At 43.3% G+C, this 19,347-nt stretch carries 18 protein-coding genes and 1 pseudogene; 17 read left to right on the top strand and 2 right to left on the bottom strand.

What is annotated here, in order from left to right:
* Positions 1-12: 12 nt before the first annotated feature.
* From ACTNDQ_RS04750 to ACTNDQ_RS04715, 8 genes are read left to right on the top strand one after another with little or no spacing between them, the layout of a single operon-like run.
* Complete coding sequence (locus tag ACTNDQ_RS04750; RefSeq protein WP_021652032.1) at positions 13-1,026, top strand: rod shape-determining protein; 1,014 nt, start codon at positions 13-15, stop codon at positions 1,024-1,026.
* A gap of 13 nt (positions 1,027-1,039) precedes the next feature.
* Positions 1,040-1,936, top strand: coding sequence for a rod shape-determining protein MreC (gene mreC, locus ACTNDQ_RS04745; RefSeq protein WP_015525123.1), 897 nt, complete (start codon positions 1,040-1,042; stop codon positions 1,934-1,936).
* Positions 1,926-2,453 (top strand): rod shape-determining protein MreD, encoded by a 528-nt coding sequence (gene mreD, locus ACTNDQ_RS04740; protein ID WP_021652034.1) that lies wholly within the window; start codon positions 1,926-1,928, stop codon positions 2,451-2,453. Before mreC ends, mreD begins: the two co-directional genes overlap by 11 nt.
* A complete protein-coding gene (locus ACTNDQ_RS04735; RefSeq protein ID WP_441063935.1) occupies positions 2,438-5,335 on the top strand; it encodes a penicillin-binding transpeptidase domain-containing protein in 2,898 nt (965 codons plus the stop codon). Before mreD ends, ACTNDQ_RS04735 begins: the two co-directional genes overlap by 16 nt.
* Positions 5,336-5,392: 57 nt before the next feature.
* Positions 5,393-6,181 (top strand): septum site-determining protein MinD, encoded by a 789-nt coding sequence (minD, locus tag ACTNDQ_RS04730; RefSeq protein ID WP_278796609.1) that lies wholly within the window; start codon positions 5,393-5,395, stop codon positions 6,179-6,181.
* Positions 6,182-6,226: 45 nt separating this feature from the next.
* Positions 6,227-6,466 (top strand): cell division topological specificity factor MinE, encoded by a 240-nt coding sequence (gene minE, locus ACTNDQ_RS04725; RefSeq protein ID WP_015525127.1) that lies wholly within the window; start codon positions 6,227-6,229, stop codon positions 6,464-6,466.
* 3 nt (positions 6,467-6,469) lie between these two features.
* The gene (locus ACTNDQ_RS04720; protein WP_015525128.1) at positions 6,470-7,645 is read left to right on the top strand and encodes an FtsW/RodA/SpoVE family cell cycle protein; all 1,176 of its coding nucleotides are present in this window, start codon (positions 6,470-6,472) and stop codon (positions 7,643-7,645) included.
* Complete coding sequence (locus tag ACTNDQ_RS04715) at positions 7,642-8,808, top strand: D-alanyl-D-alanine carboxypeptidase family protein (RefSeq protein ID WP_279199789.1); 1,167 nt, start codon at positions 7,642-7,644, stop codon at positions 8,806-8,808. The genes ACTNDQ_RS04720 and ACTNDQ_RS04715 overlap by 4 nt, the downstream gene beginning before the upstream one ends.
* A gap of 83 nt (positions 8,809-8,891) precedes the next feature.
* Here the strand turns inward: ACTNDQ_RS04715 and ACTNDQ_RS04710 are convergent, their stop codons facing one another.
* The gene (locus tag ACTNDQ_RS04710) at positions 8,892-9,422 is read right to left on the bottom strand and encodes a hypothetical protein (RefSeq protein WP_278796606.1); all 531 of its coding nucleotides are present in this window, start codon (positions 9,420-9,422) and stop codon (positions 8,892-8,894) included.
* 195 nt (positions 9,423-9,617) lie between these two features.
* Here ACTNDQ_RS04710 and ACTNDQ_RS04705 point away from each other — a divergent pair, with 195 nt between their 5' ends.
* The 6 genes from ACTNDQ_RS04705 (at position 9,618) to ACTNDQ_RS04680 (ending at position 15,552) form a co-directional block, all read left to right on the top strand.
* On the top strand, positions 9,618-10,166 hold the full coding sequence (locus ACTNDQ_RS04705) for a hypothetical protein (RefSeq protein WP_015525131.1): 549 nt from the start codon (positions 9,618-9,620) through the stop codon (positions 10,164-10,166).
* A 42-nt stretch (positions 10,167-10,208) separates the two neighbouring features.
* The gene (locus ACTNDQ_RS04700) at positions 10,209-11,450 is read left to right on the top strand and encodes a DNA polymerase Y family protein (protein WP_278796605.1); all 1,242 of its coding nucleotides are present in this window, start codon (positions 10,209-10,211) and stop codon (positions 11,448-11,450) included.
* A gap of 128 nt (positions 11,451-11,578) precedes the next feature.
* Positions 11,579-11,998, top strand: coding sequence for a hypothetical protein (locus tag ACTNDQ_RS04695; RefSeq protein WP_021652042.1), 420 nt, complete (start codon positions 11,579-11,581; stop codon positions 11,996-11,998).
* A gap of 167 nt (positions 11,999-12,165) precedes the next feature.
* Positions 12,166-13,398, top strand: coding sequence for an MYG1 family protein (locus tag ACTNDQ_RS04690; RefSeq protein ID WP_278796604.1), 1,233 nt, complete (start codon positions 12,166-12,168; stop codon positions 13,396-13,398).
* A 75-nt stretch (positions 13,399-13,473) separates the two neighbouring features.
* A complete protein-coding gene (locus ACTNDQ_RS04685) occupies positions 13,474-13,704 on the top strand; it encodes a hypothetical protein (RefSeq protein WP_015525138.1) in 231 nt (76 codons plus the stop codon).
* 174 nt (positions 13,705-13,878) lie between these two features.
* Complete coding sequence (locus ACTNDQ_RS04680) at positions 13,879-15,552, top strand: alpha-amylase family glycosyl hydrolase (protein ID WP_278796603.1); 1,674 nt, start codon at positions 13,879-13,881, stop codon at positions 15,550-15,552.
* A gap of 220 nt (positions 15,553-15,772) precedes the next feature.
* Here the strand turns inward: ACTNDQ_RS04680 and ACTNDQ_RS04675 are convergent, their stop codons facing one another.
* Entirely contained in the window at positions 15,773-17,155 is a 1,383-nt protein-coding gene (locus tag ACTNDQ_RS04675; protein WP_441063930.1) for a citrate/2-methylcitrate synthase, read from the bottom strand.
* Positions 17,156-17,465: 310 nt separating this feature from the next.
* Between ACTNDQ_RS04675 and ACTNDQ_RS04670 the strand changes: the two are divergent.
* The 3 genes and pseudogenes from ACTNDQ_RS04670 to ACTNDQ_RS04660 all read left to right on the top strand — a co-directional run.
* Positions 17,466-17,651: pseudogene (locus tag ACTNDQ_RS04670) on the top strand (purine permease); the annotation flags it as partial.
* Positions 17,652-17,661: 10 nt separating this feature from the next.
* On the top strand, positions 17,662-18,333 hold the full coding sequence (locus tag ACTNDQ_RS04665; RefSeq protein WP_288787062.1) for a response regulator transcription factor: 672 nt from the start codon (positions 17,662-17,664) through the stop codon (positions 18,331-18,333).
* The gene (locus ACTNDQ_RS04660; protein ID WP_278796600.1) at positions 18,330-19,340 is read left to right on the top strand and encodes a HAMP domain-containing sensor histidine kinase; all 1,011 of its coding nucleotides are present in this window, start codon (positions 18,330-18,332) and stop codon (positions 19,338-19,340) included. Before ACTNDQ_RS04665 ends, ACTNDQ_RS04660 begins: the two co-directional genes overlap by 4 nt.
* The last annotated feature ends 7 nt before the right edge of the window (positions 19,341-19,347 follow it).

Raw genomic sequence — 19,347 nt, 5'->3', positions numbered from 1 at the left:
AGGGACAGATTTATGCTTTTTAGAAATAATTACGGAGTAGACCTTGGAAGCAGCTCTGTAAAAGTCTATTCATTTTTCAGAAACAAAAGTTACATAGAAAAGAACATGGTAGCCTACAGAGGACGCCGGATCCTTGCCATAGGGAACGAAGCTTATGAAATGTTTGAAAAATCACCTGCGGATATTTCCGTAAATTCTCCTATGGCTTTCGGTATGCTGGCAAATCTGGAATTGCAGGAGATCGTCCTTTACAGCATGATAAAAAAGATCGATCATACATCCGGTCTCGGAGCAGACATGTATTTCTCCGTACCACTTGATATGACTGCTATCGAAAAGAGGGCATACTATCATCTGGTCAATGGTCACTGGCTGCGGAAAAACCGTGTTTTTATGGTGGAGTCCCCTATTGCAGATGCCATTGCCATGGGAATCGACCCTGAAAAGAATCAGGGCAGCATGATCGTAAACATCGGTGCGCAGAGTACAGAGTTTTCCATCATAACCGACGGCAAGATCATCATCAGCCGTAAGATCCCCATCGGAGGCAGACAGATGAACGAATCTATCTGCAGCGAGATCCGAAAACATTATAATCTTCAGATTGGAACACGAACTGCAAAACGTCTGAAAGTAGTTATGGGAAGACTGAATGATCAGAAAAAAGAAGCCCGAAAAGTAGTCGGGATCGACAGTATTTCCGGACTTCCACGAGAAGAAGTTATTTCTGCCTACGTTGTTAATGAAGGGATCGCCAACTGTGTGAACCAGATCGCAGCAGAAATGAAATCTTTTCTGGAACGTACCCCGCCACAGATCGCTTATCATATCGCAAAAGAAGGCATTTATCTGACCGGCGGCAGTACACGGCTTCCTTATATAGATAACTATCTGGCTAGCTATACCGGATTTGCCTTTAATCTTTCTGATCTGTATGAAACTTCTGCAGCATACGGCCTGGAAAAGATCATCCGCGACAGAAACCTGCGCAAATGGGCCCAGCCGGTAAAGCAGAAAAAACTGTAAAGGGGCATATATAATGAAAAACATCCGAAAAAAAGTGCGTTTTCATTTTAATTTAAAAAGTAAACATCTTCTGGTAATCATGACACTTTTCTGTGGAAGCTGCATCGTAGCTACAGCAGCCTCCGGAACCTCTTCCGCACCACTTCAGGAGGCAGCCGGTTTTCTTATCGTTCCCTTTGAAAAGGGGATCGCCGGTGTCAGCGATATATTTGGAAATGTAAAAAACAATCTTCGTGATAAACAGGACGTGCTTCAGGAAAACGAAGAGCTGAAAAGTCAGATCAACAGTCTTACGGAACAGAATAACATCCTGATCCAGGACCAGACAGAGCTCACACGCCTGAAGGAACTTTACGATCTTGATCAGGAATATACCGACTATCCCAAGGTTGCCGCAAGGATAATCTCCAAAGATCCCGGAAACTGGTATGATACCTTTATGATCAACAAAGGCAGTAATAACGGGATCCGGGTTGATAACAACGTGATCGCCGGAAAGGGTCTTGTGGGTATCGTTACAGAAGTGGGACCTTCCTGGGCTACTGTCCGTTCCATCATCGATGACAGCAGCAATGTCAGTGCCATGGCAGTCAGTACTTCCGACAACTGCGTTGTCACTGGAGATCTGAAACTGATCGATGAAGGCAAATTAAGCTTTGAGCAGCTTTACGATCAGGATAACAAGGTAACAGTCGGAGAACGTATTGTCACCTCGAACATCAGTGAAAAATATGTGGAAGGACTGTTTATTGGTTATGTCAGTGAGATCCAGCAGGATCCCAATAACCTGACAAAAACAGGTACGATCGTTACACCGGTTGATTTCGGTCATCTGAAAGATGTATTTGTGATCACCACCAATAAACAGGACGCGATAGACAAATCGGAGGATGCGTCCAATGAAAAATAGGATTATATTATTTATCACTATCATTGTCTGTTTTCTCCTTCAGTGCACAGTAATGGACCGTATTTCCATTGGATCCATCACTCCAAATCTGCTTTTGATCCTGTGTGTATCCATGGGACTTATGCGTGGAAGAAAAGTCGGTCTGTGGACTGGATTTTTTTCCGGGCTTTTTGTCGATCTCTTTTATGGATCATTGTTTGGATTTTATGCACTGATCTATATGTATATAGGTTTTATCAGCGGCTATGCATTCCGCAGTTTTTATGATGATGATCTGAAAGTTCCGCTTTTTCTTGTAGCAGGAACAGATCTTCTTTATAATCTGGCTGTGTATGGCCTCCAGTTTCTGCTCAGAGGCCGTCTTGGATTCTGGACCTACATATACAGGATCATTATCCCCGAGATTGTATATACGGTTTTTCTCACCATCATCGTATACCGGGTATTTTACTGGATCAACTACCACTTAATGGATACTGTAAGGAAAGAAAGTGAGTCTATTTGGGAATTAAAATAAAAAAAATCATCAAAAAAATCCGTCTGAAACGTACTACAGTTCTTGTGATCGTATTTATTTTTCTGTCATCTGTCCTGGTCCGGCAGCTTTTCAGTCTGCAGATCATACAGGGAGAGGATTACATCAGTAAATTTCAGACACGTACCACCAAAACACGCGTGATCAAAAGCACCCGTGGTAATATTTATGACCGTAACGGCACAGTTGTCGCCTCCAATGTACTTGCATATTCTGTCACATTCGAAGATAGCGGTACATACAACAACACCAGAGAAAAGAATCTGACTCTGAACGGTATCGCCTACCAGGTATTACAGATCCTTTCCAAAAACGGGGACAGCTTATCTGATAATTTTCATATTACCGTCAATGATCATGGCGACTATGCTTTTGATGTAGATGAAGGATTTACTCTTAACCGTTTCCGTGCGGATATTTACGGAGAAGCACAGATTGATGATCTCAGTGAGGAGCAGAAAAACGCAACCGCAGCCCAGATAATGGATCATCTTACCGGAAGCAGCGGATTTTCTATCGTTCTTTACGGAAAAGATGCCTACACCCCGGAAGAACTTGCCGCACATTCTCTTCCAGAAGAGCTTACCAAACAGGAAATCCTCGAAATTGCGATCATGCGCTATCAGCTGAACACCAACAGTTTCAAGAAATATATGCCGGTGACCATTGCAACAAATGTCAGTGAAAAATCTGTGGCAGCCATAAAAGAAAATCAGGCCGCTCTCCAGGGTATTGACATTGTAGAAGATTCCACCAGAAAATATGTGGACGATGAGAGTATGGCGCCGATCCTCGGTTACACAGGCCAGGCCTCTTCTGAAGAACTGGAAACCCTTCGTAAGGATAATCCTGATTATTCCAATGATGCGGTTGTTGGAAAAGCCGGGATCGAACAGTATATGGAGCTTGAACTTCAGGGAAAAGATGGAGAAGAAACGGTCACAGTTGATAATCTTGGTAAAGTCCTTGATATCGACCATTCCAAAACTGTTGATCCTGTGGCCGGAAACGATGTTTATCTGACCATTGATTCCGACTGGCAGAAGAGTATTTACCAGATCCTGGAACAGCGTGTTGCCGGTATTGTTCTCTCTAAACTGACACCAAATAAAAGCTTTGATTATGAAGCAGAGAAAGATGCAAGTAAGATTACCATCCCAATCTATGATGTATACAATGCACTGATCGCAAACAGTGTGATCGATATCAATAAATTCAGCGATGCAGATGCTTCCGATACAGAAAAAAATTTATACGCCAAATTTCAGCAAAAACAGCAACAGGTTTTTGATACAATAAGTAACAGGCTGACAGGTGACAATCCTCCAGCCTATAAGGATGAAGATACGCAGATGCAGGAATATCTTACCTATATCTGTGATGATCTTCTTACCAATACCCTGAAGGTACTGAAAAGTGATTCCATTGATACCGCAGATGAAACATACAAAGCCTGGAAAAATGACCAGAGTATCAGTCTGAAGGATTATCTGAACTATGCTGCCAGTCAGAACTGGATCGATATTTCCCAGATCTCAACCTCCGGAGAATATCTGGATTCTGAAGAGATCTATCAAGCTCTTACCGCCTATATCATTGATTACCTGAAGACAGATACAGGCTTTTCAAAGCTTCTGTATAAATATATGCTTCAGGAAGACACCATCAGTGGAGAAGATCTGTGTCTTGTTCTCTATGAACAGGGCGTTCTTTCAAAAGAAGACGAGCTGTATCAGACAATGGCCTCCGGTGGTCTTGATGCCTACACCTTCATGTATCGCAAGATCGCAAATCTTGAGATCACACCGGCCCAGCTTGCGTTGGCTCCGTGCTCTGCATCTGCGGTGATCACAGATACTACAACCGGAAATGTTCTCGCATGTGTTTCCTATCCGGGATATGATAATAATCGTCTGACCAACAATATGGACACCGATTATTATGCAAAGCTTTCCACAGATCTTTCCAGCCCGTTCTTCAACAAGGCAACACAGCAGAAGACGGCTCCAGGATCTACCTTAAAGATCTTATCTACTGTTGCCGGCATGTCCGAGGGCGTAATAGATGATGGCACATATATTGAATGTACAGGAAGCTTTGACCTTGTAACACCTCCGATCAACTGCTGGAATAAACAGGGCCACGGTTCTCTTGATATCCGTGAGGCCATTGGGCAGTCCTGTAACGTATTTTTCACTACGATCGGTTTCGAACTTGGTAAAGATTCCGAAGGTAATTTTTCTGAAGCCAGAAGTCTTGGAATGCTTCAGAAATATGCTTCCCTCATGGGATTGGATCAGAAAACCGGCATTGAAATTTCCGAGGCTTCTCCGCAGGTTTCGGACAAAAACGCGGTTCCTTCCTATATTGGACAGGGTACCAATACGTTTACGACCAGCCAGCTTGCACGCTATGCGTCAACGATCGCCACTTCCGGTACGATCTACAAGCTTTCCCTTCTGGACCGTGTGACGGATTCCAAAGGAAAACTTATAAAGGAATATCCTTCCGAAACAGCTGGACAGTTGGATCTTTCCAGCAATATCTGGGATGCCATCCATGACGGTATGTATCGTGTAGTGCAGACTCACGATCAGTTTAACGAACTTGGAGTTGAAGTAGCAGGAAAAACCGGTACTGCCGAGATTGACTATTATCATCCGAACAATGCACTTTTTATCGGATATGCGCCTGTTTCTGATCCCAAGTACGCAATATCTGTACGAATCGCAAACGGATATGCATCCGGTAATGCCTGCCTTGCAGCTAATGATATCTTTAAATACATTTTCGGACTTGCAGATGAAAGCACCATTCTCACTGGCTATGCAGCAAGCGATACCAGTAATGTATCGAATGACTAAACAAACTTTATGAGGATACCAGAAGTGTGGAACATTTTATAGGAGGAATCAGAAAACATGAGTGAAGTCATTGTCATTACATCTGGAAAAGGCGGTGTTGGAAAAACCACCACCGTGGCAAATATCGGGACCGGACTGGCTGCCATGGGAAAAAGGGTTGCAGTTGTAGATACCGATATCGGACTCCGAAATCTGGATGTTGTCATGGGACTGGAGAACCGTATTGTTTATAATCTGGTTGATGTGATCAATGGGAGCTGCCGCCTGAAACAGGCACTGATCCGGGATCGTCGGCATTCAGAACTGTATCTTCTTCCGTCTGCCCAGACCAAGGACAAAACTGCCGTATCTCCGGAACAGATGATCAAGCTTACCGATGATCTCCGGGAAGAATTCGATTATGTCCTTCTGGATTGTCCGGCAGGAATTGAACAGGGATTCAAAAATGCAGTAGCCGGAGCGGACCGTGCACTGGTCGTGACCACACCGGAAGTTTCCGCGATCCGGGATGCAGACCGTATCATCGGGTTGCTGGAGTCCGGAGGGCTCCGGGATATCCAGCTGATCATCAACCGGCTTCGACCGGAAATGATTGCCAGAGGTGATATGATGTCCGTAGAAGATGTGTTGGAAATCCTGGCTGTAGATCTGATCGGTGCGATCCTGGATGATGAACAGATCGTGATCTCCACAAATCAGGGAGAACCTTTATCCGGAAAAAATTCCCAGGCAGAAGAAGAGTATCGCAATATCTGCCGGAGGCTTATGGGCGAAGAGGTCCCTTATGTTACTGTGCGTCGAAAAAATGGTGTATTCCACCGTCTTGGCAGCATTTTTCGAAAATAACAGACGCTTTGCTGTCTGACATTTTTCATCACAGGAGGAATGATTATGGGATTTTTCTCCGGGAAAAACCACTCTGCAGGCTATGCACGCGACAGGATGAAGCTTCTTCTTGTATCGGAACGCATAGACTGTTCTCCACAGATGATGAAGCTTTTACGGAACGATCTGATACATGCCGTAAAAAAATACGTTGTAATTGATGAACCAGGGGTGACCATACAGATCACACAGGAACCACCTGTTCTGCATGCAGTCATACCCGTACTTAAGAAAAGAGATGCATAATTTATGATTAAACAGTATAAGCTGCGGTTTTACAATTTTCGACTGGTGATCTTTCTCCTGGCGATCAGCTTTATTGGAATTCAGCTTGTAGGAACAGCTGCCGACTACCTTCGCACACGTCAGCTTCTGGGTGTGATCATCGGTGTGGTCTTTATGCTGATCCTTTCACTGATGGATTATTCCTGGCTGCTGAATTTTCAATGGATCATGTATGGATTTAATATCGTTATGCTTCTGGCTGTCCGGTTCTTCGGATCCAGCGCCAATGGTGCTGCCAGATGGGTGGATTTAGGTTTTATCCGTTTCCAGCCTACCGAGCTTTCAAAGATCATCATTATCCTGTTTTTTGCCAAATTTTTTATGGATCATGAGGAAGATCTGAATACCTTAAAGACTCTGATACAATCAGCTGTCCTTCTGGTCATCCCACTGATGCTGATCTATGTACAGCCGGATATGAAAAACACCATCACCGTAACAGTCCTGTTCTGTATTCTGATCTACATCGCAGGACTTAGTTATAAGATCATCGGAGGTGTAGCCTTGATCGCGATTCCTCTGGCCATCATCTTTCTGTCCATTATCGTGCAGCCGGATCAGAAACTGATACAGGATTACCAGAGAAACCGTATCATGTCATTCCTGTATCCGGAGAACGAAGAATACGCAGATGATATTGAACAGCAGAACAACTCAAAAACAGCCATCGCCTCCGGAGAGCTTGTGGGACGTGCTTTCAGTAATGACACCAGTGTTACATCCGTAAATGATGGAAACTTTGTTTCTGAGAATCAGACCGACTTTATTTTTGCGGTGGCTGGAGAGCAGTACGGATTTATCGGCTGTACTCTGATCGTACTGCTGCTGTTTCTGATCACCTTTGAATGTATCCGTATGAGCCTGCGGGCCAAGGATCTTGCCGGTAAGATCATATGCTGCGGTGTTGGAAGCATTGTTTCCATACAGAGCTTCATCAACATCTGTGTTGCTACCGGCCTTGCACCAAACACAGGTACTCCGCTTCCTTTTGTAAGCTATGGTCTTACTTCTCTGATCAGTCTGTTTATGGGTATGGGACTTGTTCTCAATGTAGGACTGCAGAGCAGTGCATATAATAAAGAATTACAGAAAAAAGGTCAGAAATCGGATACCTACTTTCGGAAAGAGGAATACTTATGACACGTAAAGAACCTGTAAAAAATCATATACGTTCTGGCAATCCTTCCAGAGGTCAGACTTCCCGGGCTGCACATACAGCTTCCAAGGGGACAAAAACAACTTCCATGCCGTCTGACAGAACTGTTTCTGCCAGACGTAAAGCTCAAAATACCCGGATGAAACGGATGCGCCGTAAAAGGATCCGCAACACCATTTTTCTCCTTCTTCTGCTGATCGTACTATGCACAGCTGGCGGTTTTGGTGTTTACATGCTGAAGGGCGGAAATTTTTCCACTCCTGCAAATTCTTTCAATGCATTCTCCGAATTTGATAATACTCTGACTTCCAAAGAAGAGCAGCGCGCGGCAGGTTTCGCCCATGATCTCTGTGTTGTTACAAAAGATGTTGCTCTGGATTCTGTCAGTCTGGATGACAGCCAGTCCGGTGTGCTTCTGAATCTCAGTGATAAAAAGGTACTCTATGCAAAAGGTGCCTACAACAAGGTTTATCCTGCCAGCATCACAAAGATCATGACAGCTATGCTTGCACTGAAATATGGAAACATGGACGATACAGTAACAATCTCACAGGAGAATGTTACCCTGGAATCCGGTTCTCAGGTAGCTGGTTTCCAGGCGGGAGATCAGGTTACCATGGATCAGCTTCTTCATTGTCTTCTTGTTTATTCTGCCAATGATGCAGCATCTGCCATTGCGGAACATATAGGTGGATCAACAGATAAATTTGTAGAGATGATGAACAGCTTTGCTGCAGAACTTGGCTGTACAGGAACTCACTTTACCAATCCCCATGGTCTTCAGGACGAAAATCATTATACAACGCCTTATGACATTTATCTGATGCTGAAAGAAGCCTTGAATTATCCGGAGTTTACAGACATCACACAAATGGCATCTTATACAGTTAGCTATAAGCATTCCGATGGCTCCGATGCAAGTGCTACCTTACCCGCTACAGATCATTATCTTACCGGAGAGGCAGCAACTCCTAAGGATGTCACTATCCTTGGAGGAAAAACAGGAACAACCGATAAAGCCGGTAACTGTCTGGCACTTTTAAGCCAGAATGCTTATGGGAAGCCATTTATTTCCATCATCATGGGTGCATCCTCAAAGGATGTTCTTTATCAGGAAATGACATCCTTGCTCCAGAACATCAACTGACAGGATTCCATACAAAAAACAAAAAAGCAGATCTGTTTGAAATTTTATTTCGCAGATCTGCTTTTTTATTCTTTTTTTTACATTCAGTTAATTTCTACTATATCATCGGTGCCATCACTGCCGGTATCTTCGGTCTCACTGCTATCAAGATCCGTATCCGAAGTACCACTGTAATCATTGTCATCGACCACTTCACCGGAGCCACTGTCCGGATCTTCATAATTGCCTGCGTCTTCACCGGTTCCATCTGAAGATGTATCTGAAGTATCCGAGGTATCTGCTCCATTGGCTTCACTATCCGTATAGCCGTCGTAAGAATTATCACCTGGATCATAAGTCGGCTCTTCCGTATAGGAATCTCCGTCCCCAGTATCGTCATAAGAATACGAACTCTCGGGCTCACTGCTGTAGCTGTCCTCTGTATATATTGGAAAATCCGCATCAGCAGTTCCCTCTGATGTAGAATCTGTAACAGGCTCCGCCGCATTATTATCCGGAATAGCAGTAAGATGAGAAACCGTTCCATCCTTTGGGACGACGATATAGATTCCCAGCATCACGATACATAATGCCATGGCTAATCCGGCAATCTTCATTTCTTCCATATGTTTCATCGCTGATGATCTCCCTGTCGTTTTTTTGTATTATAGCACAGAATCACTCATATTTGTAAAACAGCCATGTATTTCTTTTGTTTTTCTGTAACAGTTCCCGAAATTTATTTCGCGATCATATAGACACACTTTCTCTGGGTGTTTATAATAAATAATCATATTTATTCATAAGCTTAAAGAAAGGCGTAACATTTTATGGGCGACTGCATTACCACATACACTGGAAAACATTTTGATCCGACACATCCGGACGAAGAGCTGATCTGCATTGAGGACATTGCACACGCACTTTCTCTTCTATGCCGCGGAAATGGTCATGTAAGGACTTTTTTCTCTGTAGGGCAACACTGCATCCTTTGTGCCAAAGAAGCCGAAGCACGTGGCTATTCCGGCCGTCTTATACTGGCGTCCCTTCTTCACGATGCCAGCGAATGTTATATGTCCGATGTTCCAAGACCATTTAAGAAAAGTCTTCCTGAGTATCGTAAACAGGAGGAAGCTCTTTTAAACATTATCTATCAGAAATATCTGGGATCCGGACTTTCTGCCATAGAAGAGCAGAAGCTGAAGGAGATCGACAATGACCTGCTCTGGTATGACCTGAAATATCTTCTGAATGAAACACCGGACACTCCAAAACCGGTTGTCCATGTTCCGATCCAATACCGGCAATACCCTTTTTCACAGGTAGAAGAGGAATATCGGAACCTTTTTGATCAGCTGTCTGCAAAAATCTGTAAATAGATATAACAGACACACTTTATACAATTGAAAGAAGAACCCTATATGGAACGATTGATTTTTCATGTTGATGTAAACAGTGCTTTTCTTTCCTGGGAAGCAGCAAAAAGAGTAAAGATGGGACTTCCGGATCTGAGAGACATCCCTTCCTGTATTGGCGGAGACCCCAGTAAACGTACCGGCATCGTTGTCGCCAAGTCCATTCCTGCAAAAAAATACGGAATCCAGACAGGAGAGCCTATGGCTATGGCTTTTCGCAAATGTCCGAATCTTGTGGCCGTTCCATCTGACTTTGAATTATACGATAAATGTTCCAGAGCTTTCAAAAAAATCTGTGGATCCTATGCACCGGTAATGGAATCCTTTTCCATTGATGAGGTTTTTCTGGATATGACCGGAACCTCCTATATTTACCCGGATCCAGTGGCAACTGCCCATGAGCTGAAGGATAAGATCCGTACAGAACTCGGCTTTACCGTAAATATCGGCATCTCCACCAATAAACTTCTTGCAAAAATGGCCTCTGATTTCGAAAAGCCAGATAAGGTGCATACTTTATTTCCGGAAGAAATCCCTGTAAAAATGTGGCCTCTTCCAGTGAGAGAGCTTCTTTTTCTTGGCAGATCCTCTGAAAAAAAACTGCAGGACGCAGGGATCAGAACCATCGGAGATCTGGCTCATGAAAAAAAAGCAAAGATACAGGCACTTCTCGGTGAAAAAACAGGACAGCAGTTATATCAGTATGCCCGTGGCCTTGATGACTCCCCTGTGAAAGCAAAACCTGATGAAGCAAAAGGATTCAGTCTGGAAACTACATTTAACGATGATCTGGTCTCACTGGAGCAGGCACTTCCGATCCTGCTGGAACAATGCGATATTCTGGCCGCCCGCATGCGCCGCAAAAAGAAAAAATGCACCTGCATTTCTGTAACCTTCCGTACCCTGGATTTTCAAAACAAATCTCATCAGACTAAACTGCCAAATGCCACCGATATCACAGAAGAGATTTACAGAAATGCCCAAAACCTCTTTCAGGATTCCTGGATGAGACAGCCACTCCGGCTCCTGGGAGTATCATTGACCGGTCTTACGGATGATTCCTTTGAACAGCTGTCCTTTTTTGAGGATACTCACAAGAAGGAACGCCAGCAGAAACTGGATGCAGCACTGGATTCCATCCGTCTGAAGTACGGAAACGACAAGATTACCCGGGCCAGTATCATGAACAGCACTGCCCGGATCGGAAGGAAAGCAAAAGCACAAATGGAAAATGAAAGAGAGCAGTAAAGCTTGATTAAAATTACCAGTTTTTTTCAAAAAGCCCTTGCAATTTTATTCACAATGCACTATAATTTGAAGCATATCAATAGCAATTTTATTCAAAATTATTATATGTGTCTAAGGAGGAAAACAGGATGGTTGAACTGATCGTAGGAAAGAAAGGCAAAGGAAAAACAAAAGTACTGTTAGACAAAGTAAACGGAGCTGTTAAGGACGCCAACGGCAGTATTGTTTACTTAGACAAGAGCACCAAGCACATGTATGAGCTGAACAACAAGGTCCGCCTTATCGATGTTTCCGGATTTCCGGTTAAAAATGCGGACGAATTTGTAGGATTTATCTGTGGTATCCTCTCTCAGGATCATGATCTGGAACAGGTATATCTGGACAGCTTCCTTACAACAGCCAAGCTTGAAGGAAAGGATGCAACCGAAACACTGGATCAGTTAAGTGCCATCGGTGAAACCTTCAAAGTTTCCTTTATTATCAGTATGTCTCTGGATAAAGAAGAAGTTCCGGAAGCATATCAGGATAAAATTATCTGCGCATTATAATAAAATTGAATATGAACGTCCTATTTTGTACATAAAGCATAAAAGAACGTAAATTTTTAAAGGGATCTGTCTTCAGGACGGATTCCTTTTTAACTGTAGGAAACTTTGTTTATTCTTCATTTCTGTGGTATACTGAAGAGCAGAATAAACACACAGGAGCGTTTCATATGAATCATTTACTGGAAAAAATCAAACAAAAAAATGCATCCGCATTCACCCACAGCGGGAAATTTCACGCAGACGATGTTTTTTCTGCCGCTCTGCTTTTATATCTGAATCCCGAGATCACCATCACACGTGGAAACCAGGTTCCTGAAAACTATGAAGGTCTTGTTTTTGATATTGGCAGAGGACAGTATGATCATCATCAGAAAGACAGCCGTATCCGCGATAATGGCGTCCCATATGCGGCCTTCGGCCTTCTCTGGGAGAAGCTTGGACCGGAAATCCTAGGTGAGGAGCTGGCACTAAAATTCGATGAATCCTTTGTCCAGCCTCTGGATATCAATGATAATACCGGTGAAAAAAATGAACTTGCCACACTGATCGGAAATTTTAATCCGGGATGGGATTCCAAAAGCAGCAATGACGAAGCCTTTTTCCAGGCAGTCAGTGTGGCAGGCATGATCCTGGAAAATAAATTCGAGCGTTACCTTGGAAATGAACGTGCAGACAGACGGGTGGAAGAAGTTCTTACAGAACATGCTGCTTCCCTCGCTTCGGGCGATACCCCGGCAGAAAATACCAATATCCTTATACTTCCGGAATTTATTCCCTGCCAAAAACGCCTTTCGGAAACCAACATTGCTTTTGTGATCTTTCCGTCCAACCGGGGCGGTTACTGTATCCAGCCACAGAAAAAAGAATATTCCATGAATTACAAATGCAGTTTTCCTTCTTCCTGGCTTGGCCTGGAAGGCGAGGAGTTATCTTTGGTAACCGGTCTTAAAAGTGCAGCCTTTTGTCATAAAGGAGGATTTCTCATGACCTGCGGAACCCTTGAGGATTCTGTTCTTGCCTGCAGGAGCAGTCTTGCCGCCTTCCATGAAGAAGCTGTGATCGTAAGCCTTGGCGGAAATAAAGAAACAGACATGCTGCTTCAAAAGCTTCCGGATCTTTCTTCTGCCAGGATCGTACATCTGCCGGTTCCCCAATTACCGGAGCTGACTCTGAACGGAATCTACGGAGAACTCTCCATGGAAAAGACAGAATGGAAAAGCTTTATAAAAGACAGGATTAAAGAAATCCTCAGCTGCAAACCGGAAGCAGTTTTTGCAGATAATGCCATGTTTTCCCTGTATCCCATCGTTCATGCTCTGCGAAAAAAACATATTCCCGTTCTTACAGCAGTAGAAAAAGACGGACAGAAGCTTCTGGTACGGATTCCATCCGGTTCTTAAAGATCTTAAACGTGTAATTAATTGTATTTACAGATATATTCACATTGCGTATTTATACAGAAAGAAGGCATGTTTATGCGAGAAGAAAAATTTAAAATGGAAAGACAGGGGCTGATCCAGGTAGGAGATAAAGTAAAGATCTCCGAATTTCTCTCTGCCACGAACTACAGCTATATCATTGAGCCTGCAGTAGCCATGTCCGGCTGCTACAGAAACGCAGACCGCATCAGATCCAAAGAGGGGATCATCAAAAGCATTGAGCATACGCCACGCGGCTTTATAGTTACTGCAGAATTTGACGAATAAATATATGTCCATCAGGTAAGATCCGGCAATTAGCAATATACCGGATTTTTCGCTGAAAAACTGGCTGATTTATTCTGGATTATATTATAGGAATCTGGTATTATAGAGAAGATATTTGTGTAATTTCTCTAATTATCAGGAAATTGTAAATTTTTAGAACAGAGGTGTAATATTATGAGCTGGTACAACGAAGCAATCTTCTACCATATTTATCCACTTGGACTTACAGGCGCTCCAAAAGAAAATGATTACGGAACTCCTGTACATCGACTGAACACACTGCTGCCGTGGATCGACCACATCAAAGAGATCGGATGTACTGCCTTATATATAGGGCCGCTTTTTGAAAGTGTCGGACATGGCTATGAGACAACCGATTACAAAAAACTGGATTCCCGTCTTGGAACCAATAAAGATCTCACCAATTTTGTAAAAGCCTGCCATGAAAAAGGCATCCGCGTGATCTTTGATGGTGTATTCAACCATACAGGCCGTGATTTCTTCGCTTTTAAGGATATCCAGAAAAACCGTGAGCATTCCCCTTACGTTAACTGGTACTGTAATGTAAATTTCGGCGGAAATACCGAATATAATGACGGTTTTTCCTATGAAAACTGGGGTGGATACAATCTTCTTGTAAAGCTGAACCAGCGCAATCCGGAAGTACAGAACTATATCTGTGATGTGATCCGTTTCTGGGTTTCCGAATTTGATATTGATGGAATCCGCCTGGATGCCGCTGATGTTCTGGATTTTGATTTCATGCGTATTCTACGTCATACCGCAGATGAGGTTAAGAAAGACTTCTGGCTTATGGGAGAGGTCATTCACGGAGATTACAGCCGCTGGGTAAACGGACAGACTCTTCACAGTGTAACTAACTATGCCCTTCACAAGGCACTTTACAGCGGACATAATGACCACAACTATTTTGAAATCGCTCATACAGTAAAATATCTTCAGAATATGGGAGATCTGGACCTCTACAATTTCGTGGACAACCATGACGTAGAGCGAATTCATACCAAATTGCAGAACAAAGCACATTTTGCTCCTGTACATGTACTTCTTTATACTTTACCTGGCGTTCCAAGCATTTATTACGGCTCAGAATTTGGTATTGACGGAAAAAAAGAAAAATTTTCCGATGCCAGCTTACGTCCGGCACTTGATCTTAACGATTATGCGGATGCTGCAACAAAGAACCCCTGTACTGCACTGATCGCAGCCCTCGGAAAGGTCCGCCAGGGAACTCCTGCATTAAGCTACGGTTCCTATGCAGAACTGGCTCTTACAAACCGTCAGTTTGCCTTTGCAAGAGATCTGGAAGGCATACGAGTGATCGTTACTGTGAATAATGATGACAGTGATTCAGAGATGAACCTTCCAACAGGAAGTGCTCCGGAATACGTAGGTGCCCTCACAGGTCAGAAGGTTTCCGCACAGGGCGGACGGATCCGTGTCCGTGTTGCAGCAAACAGCGGTGAAATCTGGCTTCCTGCAGGAGATATGCCGGAATATAAGCCGGTTCAGACTAATGTTCCGGAAACTGCCGCAGCAAAAGAGAACGAAAACGCTGAAAATACAGATAAAGCTTCTGACAATACAGCAAACTCAGCGGATGTTCCGTCAACTCCTGAAGCAGAATCCTCCAATCCACAGGAAACGGAAACGGTCACTGCGCCAAATCCGCACAAAACACCAGAAGAAATGACAGTAGGCGAACTTCAGGCTGCTATCCTTGCAAAAATGGCAGGAAACGGACCCGTAGATGACCAGATGAAAAAGACCGTATACGACAACATCTGGCATGATTCTCTTGTAAACTGGCTGAAAAGCTTCCGATAGGAAAAGAATAATAAAGTAAGATTCCATAAAAAACAAGGCAATCCGATCATATCTTATGCGGTGAGCCTTGTTTTTTTGTGAAAACAGATATTTATTTTACATAATATATATTATGTATAGTTATGATCCTGTTTTTCTGTAATTTAGGAGAACAAAAAAACAGCAGAGATTTCCAACTTAAATAGGTCAGAAATCCCCACTGCTTTTATCATTCTGTTTATTATCTCTCATCAAAAGGTACAAAATCTGCATGATGCCCCACATACTTATAAGCAGGACGGATGATCTTATTGGCACTGATCAGCTCTTCCAGACGATGTGCACTCCAGCCAGGCATACGTGCGATGGCAAAGATCGGAGTAAAAAGTTCTTCCGGAATACCAAGCATTGAGTAAACGAAGCCACTGTAGAAGTCAACATTTGCGCAAACATTTTTGAACAGCTTTCTGTGTTCCATGACCAGTTTTCCGGCAATACCCTCAACCTTATCATAGAGCTTAAATTCATCTATCATTCCTTTTTCCTCTGCAAGAGCCTGTGCAAAACGTTTCAGGATCACTTCTCGCGGATCGGAGAGTGTATAAACTGCATGTCCCATACCATAGATCAGACCTGCATGATCAAATGCTTCTTTATTCAGTATTTTCTGCAGATATGCTGTGATCTCCTCATCACTTTCCCAGTCCTTTACATTGGCCTTCAGATCTGTAAACATGTTCTGGACCTTCAGGTTGGCACCACCATGACGCGGTCCCTTCAGTGAACCAATGGATGCAGAGGTAGAAGAGTAGCTGTCTGTTCCGGAAGATGTTACTACATGTGTGGTAAAAGTAGAGTTATTACCACCGCCGTGCTCTGCATGAAGTACAAGTGCGATATCAAGGACCTTGGCCTCAAGCTCTGTATAATTGCCGTCCGGACGAAGCATCAGAAGGATATTCTCGGCAAGTGAAAGCCCCTTCTGCGGATTGCGGATAAAAAGTGTCTCGTCTTTACGGAAATGACGGTATGCGTGATAGGAGTAAACCGCGATTTCAGGAAGCTTAGCGATCAGTTCCAGAGACTGGCGGAGTACATTCTCCACAGAAATATCTTCCGGGTTATCATCATATGTATAGAGAGCAAGTACGCAGCGCTCCATAGCATTCATAATATTGGCATTGGTTCCCTTCATGACAACGTCACGGACAAAACGTCCTCCCAGATCCTCCATGTCAGAAAGAAGGTCAAGAAAGCTGGAAAGCTCTTCCTTGCTGGGAAGCTTACCGAAAATCAGAAGATAGATCGTCTCCTCAAAACCAAAACGTCTGTCCTTCAGTCCGTTTACGATATCCTGCACATCGATTCCCCGGTAATACAATGCACCATCTGCAGGAATACGTCTGCCATTGACCAGCTTATAGCCGGTAACATCGGAAATTTCAGTAAGACCTGTGAGAACACCTTTACCTGCGGAATCACGAAGTCCTCTTTTTACATCGTATTCCACATAAAGGTTGGGATCGATGTGATGATTCTCTACCAGTTCCTTTTCAAAGAATTTCATTCTGCCTTTCAGCTGTTCGGAGTCCTCCAGACTCATCATTTCATGCTTTTTTTCCATAATTTTTTCCTCGTTTCCCCATTGTATATTAAAAAACACTGATACAGTTAAGATTGGTTACATCTTTGTAATCAGTGTTCGGGTATGGCATACATTTGTGTTTACCTGGTTAATAATTCTACAGTAAAAGTTCCGAAAATGCAAGAGGGTATTTCTTTTTTTCGTGTATAAATATTCATAATATGACATATTTCATCTATTATTACATTTATTCATCAAAATCCGTCTGGTTTCCACAACGAATCTATGTTATGATTATTCCGTAATTTTTCTTATAATAATAGTTTGTTTCACATCGGACTGCTGCCGCCTATCTCTTTCACTTGCTGTCGGAATCGGATTTACCACAGCAAGTGAGAGCGGGATCTGGAATATTTTCCCGTCGATCATACAGTCCGTTTTTGCGCAAAATGTAGTTGCTGTTGTATTTATCATATCCATTGTTTTAAGCTGTATCCTGCCTGAAAACATGGACATTGAAAAGATCAAGGAATAGGGATGTAAAAATGTTTAAAATTCTCATTGCGGAAGATGACTTGGAACTCCGCCAGCTTTTCCGGCATGTCCTCTTAAAAAACGGTTATACAGTAAAAGGGGTCTCTGACGGACAGGAAGCGCTGGATGCCCTGGAAAAAGATTATTACGATCTGATCATTTCGGACATAATGATGCCCAACATGGATGGCTATGAACTGGTCCGCTCACTCAGAGATGCCGGAGATTCCATTCCTGTACTTATGGTCACTGCCAAAGATGCTTTTGATGATATGCGTATGGGATTTCTGTCCGGTACCGATGATTATATGGTGAAACCGGTCAATATCAATGAACTGGTTTTGCGGGTAGGTGCACTTCTCCGCAGAGCACAGATGAGCAATGAGCGGAAACAGCGAATCGGAGATACCATTTTGGAGTGCGATTCCCTGACGGTCTCCACCTCCTCGGAAAGTATGGTACTTCCTCAGAAAGAATTCATGCTCTTATATAAGATGGTTTCTTTTCCGGGAAAAATCTTTACCCGGCAACAGCTTATGGATGATATCTGGGGATATGATTCCGCAAGCGATGCCCACACAGTAGATGTCCACATTGGAAGGCTTCGGGAACGCTTTCGCGATAATACGGATTTTAAGATCATGACGATCCGTGGAGTTGGATATAAGGTGATAAAGGCATGAAAAAGAAACCCTTCATAAATTTAAGCATTCGTTTACGTTTTATCTTTATGATCATGTCGGAGCTCGTCTGTGTATCTCTGATATCCTGGCTTGTTATGGATGTGCTGCATATTTCAGACGTTCCGAACATCGTATGGATCATCCTGGCCAGCGTGACCGCAGGGGGTGTCCTTAACAACTTCCTCAGTATCCGGTATTTCGGTCCTGTACTAAAGCTGAAAAAAGCCATGCAACAGGTTGCTGAAGGTGATTTTTCCGTCCGACTGGAAACGGAAAAGCAAATGAAGGAAATCCGGGATATTTATTCTAATTTCAATCTGATGGTCCAGGAACTGGAAGCAACGGAGATTCTGCAGACAGACTTTGTTTCCAATGTTTCCCACGAATTCAAAACTCCCATCAGTGCTATTGAGGGTTATGCAACTCTGCTGCAGGATGATGACATGCCTATGTCAGAAGAGCAGGAGCAGTACATCAACAAAATCCTTTTTAACACCAGAAGGCTTTCCCACCTGGCAGGAAATATCCTGCTGCTGTCCAAGATCGAACACCAGTCGATCCAGACCCGTCAGAACTGGTATCGTCTGGATGAGCAGATCCGACAATCCATTGTTATGATGGAACCGAAATGGTCAGAAAAAGAAATTGAATTTGATGTGGACATGATGGATGTGGAGTATCTTGGAAACGAAAATCTCATCTGTCATGTATGGGACAATCTGCTTTCCAATGCTATCAAATTCAGTCCCTGTGGTGGTACGATCTATATCCGGATGATGCCGGAAGGAGAAAAGATCCGTTTTTCCATAGAAAACGAAGGCCCCCAGATCAGTGAATACTCCATGAAACATATCTTTGACAAATTTTACCAGGGCGACAGTTCCCATAAACAGGAGGGAAACGGTCTTGGACTTGCCCTTGTAAAACAGATCCTGAACCTGTGTATGGGAACCGTTTCCGTGGAAAATATTCCCGGAAGCGGCTGTCGTTTTACTGTTATACTGTAAAACAAAT

It is taken from the genome of Blautia massiliensis (ex Liu et al. 2021) (assembly GCF_052064225.1).
Classification (GTDB): domain Bacteria; phylum Bacillota; class Clostridia; order Lachnospirales; family Lachnospiraceae; genus Blautia_A; species Blautia_A fusiformis.
This window is presented reverse-complemented; position numbering and strand designations above follow the sequence as displayed.

Bases quoted from the DNA above. Each gene is read 5' to 3' on its own strand.
- ACTNDQ_RS04750 (WP_021652032.1), top strand. From the start codon at position 13: ATGCTTTTTAGAAATAATTACGGAGTAGACCTTGGAAGCAGCTCTGTA.
- mreC (WP_015525123.1), top strand. From the start codon at position 1,040: ATGAAAAACATCCGAAAAAAAGTGCGTTTTCATTTTAATTTAAAAAGT.
- mreD (WP_021652034.1), top strand. From the start codon at position 1,926: ATGAAAAATAGGATTATATTATTTATCACTATCATTGTCTGTTTTCTC.
- minD (WP_278796609.1), top strand. From the start codon at position 5,393: ATGAGTGAAGTCATTGTCATTACATCTGGAAAAGGCGGTGTTGGAAAA.
- minE (WP_015525127.1), top strand. From the start codon at position 6,227: ATGGGATTTTTCTCCGGGAAAAACCACTCTGCAGGCTATGCACGCGAC.
- ACTNDQ_RS04720 (WP_015525128.1), top strand. From the start codon at position 6,470: ATGATTAAACAGTATAAGCTGCGGTTTTACAATTTTCGACTGGTGATC.
- ACTNDQ_RS04715 (WP_279199789.1), top strand. From the start codon at position 7,642: ATGACACGTAAAGAACCTGTAAAAAATCATATACGTTCTGGCAATCCT.
- ACTNDQ_RS04710 (WP_278796606.1), bottom strand. From the start codon at position 9,422: ATGAAACATATGGAAGAAATGAAGATTGCCGGATTAGCCATGGCATTA.
- ACTNDQ_RS04705 (WP_015525131.1), top strand. From the start codon at position 9,618: ATGGGCGACTGCATTACCACATACACTGGAAAACATTTTGATCCGACA.
- ACTNDQ_RS04700 (WP_278796605.1), top strand. From the start codon at position 10,209: ATGGAACGATTGATTTTTCATGTTGATGTAAACAGTGCTTTTCTTTCC.
- ACTNDQ_RS04695 (WP_021652042.1), top strand. From the start codon at position 11,579: ATGGTTGAACTGATCGTAGGAAAGAAAGGCAAAGGAAAAACAAAAGTA.
- ACTNDQ_RS04690 (WP_278796604.1), top strand. From the start codon at position 12,166: ATGAATCATTTACTGGAAAAAATCAAACAAAAAAATGCATCCGCATTC.
- ACTNDQ_RS04685 (WP_015525138.1), top strand. From the start codon at position 13,474: ATGCGAGAAGAAAAATTTAAAATGGAAAGACAGGGGCTGATCCAGGTA.
- ACTNDQ_RS04680 (WP_278796603.1), top strand. From the start codon at position 13,879: ATGAGCTGGTACAACGAAGCAATCTTCTACCATATTTATCCACTTGGA.
- ACTNDQ_RS04675 (WP_441063930.1), bottom strand. From the start codon at position 17,155: ATGGAAAAAAAGCATGAAATGATGAGTCTGGAGGACTCCGAACAGCTG.
- ACTNDQ_RS04665 (WP_288787062.1), top strand. From the start codon at position 17,662: ATGTTTAAAATTCTCATTGCGGAAGATGACTTGGAACTCCGCCAGCTT.
- ACTNDQ_RS04660 (WP_278796600.1), top strand. From the start codon at position 18,330: ATGAAAAAGAAACCCTTCATAAATTTAAGCATTCGTTTACGTTTTATC.